This window comes from Clavibacter lycopersici (assembly GCF_003576405.1).
Lineage (GTDB): Bacteria > Actinomycetota > Actinomycetes > Actinomycetales > Microbacteriaceae > Clavibacter > Clavibacter lycopersici.
On sequence record NZ_QWGT01000546.1, the window covers coordinates 1 to 466 of the forward strand.

The 466-nt window shown below is 76.4% G+C and carries 1 protein-coding gene; it reads right to left on the minus strand.

What is annotated here, in order from left to right; translation table 11 throughout:
* Positions 1 to 394: winged helix-turn-helix domain-containing protein (locus DZG00_RS16460; RefSeq protein ID WP_375342519.1), on the minus strand; the 394-nt coding region annotated here is incomplete at its 3' end.
* Positions 395 to 466 lie beyond the last annotated feature (72 nt).

Below are 466 nucleotides of genomic sequence, written 5' to 3' on the forward strand. Positions count from 1 at the left end.
GCGGCGGCGCGAGCCGGTAGCCGACGCCGCGCACCGTCTGGATCCACCTGGCCTGGCGCGGATCGTCGTGCAGCTTCCGGCGCAGGTTGCCGAGATGCACCTCGACGGCGCGCTCCTCGGGCTCGGTGGAGGAGGCGACGGCATAGGAGCCGCTGCGGATGTCGCGCACGAGGTCGCCCTTGGTGCGCACCCGGCCGCCGCTCGCGAGGATCGAGGCGAGCAGGTCGAACTCCGTGCGCGTGAGGTCCACCGGCTCGCCGTCGACCGTGACGTGGCGGGTGCCCTCGTCGAGCTCGAGGCCGTTGTGGCGGAGGACGTCGTCGTCCGCGGATGCGGCGTCGGTGGGCAGGGCCGGGGTGACGACGGTGGTGGTGGCGAATGCCGCGGGCTGCACGGGCTCCTCCGCGGGGACGGGCGCGGCCGGGGTGGCAGGTGCGGCCGGGGCGTCCGCCGCCGCCGGGACGCC